The organism is Rhizobium sp. 25PS6 (genome assembly GCF_032464655.1).
Classification (GTDB): Bacteria; Pseudomonadota; Alphaproteobacteria; order Rhizobiales; family Rhizobiaceae; genus Rhizobium; species Rhizobium laguerreae.
Genome location: NZ_JAWDIV010000049.1, coordinates 1 through 1,635 on the forward strand (window position 1 = coordinate 1; position 1,635 = coordinate 1,635).

A 1,635-nucleotide genomic window follows, 5' to 3' on the forward strand; every position below is an offset into this window, starting at 1 on the left:
ACATACCGTCGAAAGTGGCCTGGACAAGATGAAAGGCGGCCGACAGGTTGATGGCCATAATCGCATCCCACTTCTCAGGCGGAAATTCGCCAATGGGCGAAACATGCTGGATGCCGGCATTGTTGACGATGATATCGACCTGGCCGAAACGAGCCTGTGCGCGCTCCACCATCATCAGGACAGCGTCGCGCTTCGACATATCGGCGCTGTCATAGGCGACATCGACATCGTTGCCCTCGGCCATCTCGGCTCGCAACGTTTCAATCCCGGCCGGATCGCCGAAACCATTGAGCATGATCGAGGCGCCCGCCCTTGCCAGCGCATGGGCAATGCCAAGGCCGATGCCGCTGGTCGAGCCCGTCACGATCGCCGTACGACCCTCGAGCATCTTCCGGCCAGCCAGGGATTCGGTTTCGGTAGCAAGTAGACTGAGCATCGCATTCTCCATTTTTAGGCGCTACGACGTGTAGCTTCCCGTTCAAAATGGCGCGGTCGCAGTTATAAGAGAAATGCCGCTCACTAATGGAATTGATAATTCAGGGGCATTGGCGGAAGATAGCGCGCGGGACCAGAATAGATACATGGGCATACATTTGAATTGTTGGGGGCGGATATGGATATCCATCACATCCGGTATTTTCTGGCTGTTTGCGAAACGCGCAATTTCACGCGCGCCGCGCAGAACTGTCACGTCACCCAGCCCGCGCTGAGCCGCGCCGTTCAGCAGCTCGAGGACGAGGTGGGCGGGCTGCTTTTCCGTCGCGAACGGAACCTCACCCACATCACCGATCTCGGCAATCTCTTGCGTCCGCGTTTCCAGCAAGTGCAGGACGAACTCCTGGGCGTCAAAACCGAAGCATCGAAATTTCTCTGCCTCAACGATGCGCATCTCAAGGTCGGCATCATGTGCACGATCGGACCGCGGCGTTTTACCGGCCTGCTCACCGATTTCAACATGCGCCACAAGGGTATCCAGCTCCAACTCGTCGAGGGCATTCCGGCCAAGTTGGCGGGATTGCTGGAGCAGGGCGAACTCGATATCGCGATCATGTCGAGCGCCGATAATTTTCCCGAACGCTTCGATGTGACGCCGCTGTTTCGGGAACGGTTCATGCTGGCCTTTCCGGCGGGGCACCGGCTCAGCCAATACGATGCCATTCCGATCGCCGCGATCGATGGCGAGATCTATCTTCGCCGTGTCAATTGCGAGTACTGGGACTACCTGACGGATCTCTGTGATGCTCAGGGTGTGAGCACTATCGTCTCCTATTCGAGCGAACGGGAGGACTGGATTCAGAATCTTGTCGCTGGTGGTCTCGGTATCTGTTTCATTCCTGAATACAGCGCCGTCGTGCCTGGCCTGCAAGTCCGGCCGGTCGCCGAACCGGAGGTAACCCGCGAAGTCTGCCTTGTAACCGTAGCTGGCCGCCGCTTCTCCCCGGCCGTCTCGACTTTCGTCGGCGCTGTCAAATCTTACGGTTGGGCCACGCTGCCAAGCCGTTCGCACTGAAAGCATAACGAATGCAATGAACTGTGCTCCGTGTCCTGGCGATGCGGAGGCGTCTGCACGTCCTGCGTTTCACGATAGCTTCAAGCTATGGAATTCAGAATAAGGCGGCATTTCTCATTCGCCAG

Annotated in this window: 2 protein-coding genes; one reads left to right on the plus strand and one right to left on the minus strand. The window is 57.6% G+C overall.

What is annotated here, in order from left to right:
- A partial coding sequence (locus tag RWK44_RS34670; protein ID WP_316030155.1) for an SDR family NAD(P)-dependent oxidoreductase occupies positions 1-436 on the minus strand: 436 nt, incomplete at its 3' end.
- 177 nt (positions 437-613) lie between these two features.
- Here RWK44_RS34670 and RWK44_RS34675 point away from each other — a divergent pair.
- Positions 614-1,510, plus strand: coding sequence for a LysR family transcriptional regulator (locus RWK44_RS34675; RefSeq protein WP_131666122.1), 897 nt, complete (start codon positions 614-616; stop codon positions 1,508-1,510).
- Positions 1,511-1,635: the final 125 nt, after the last annotated feature.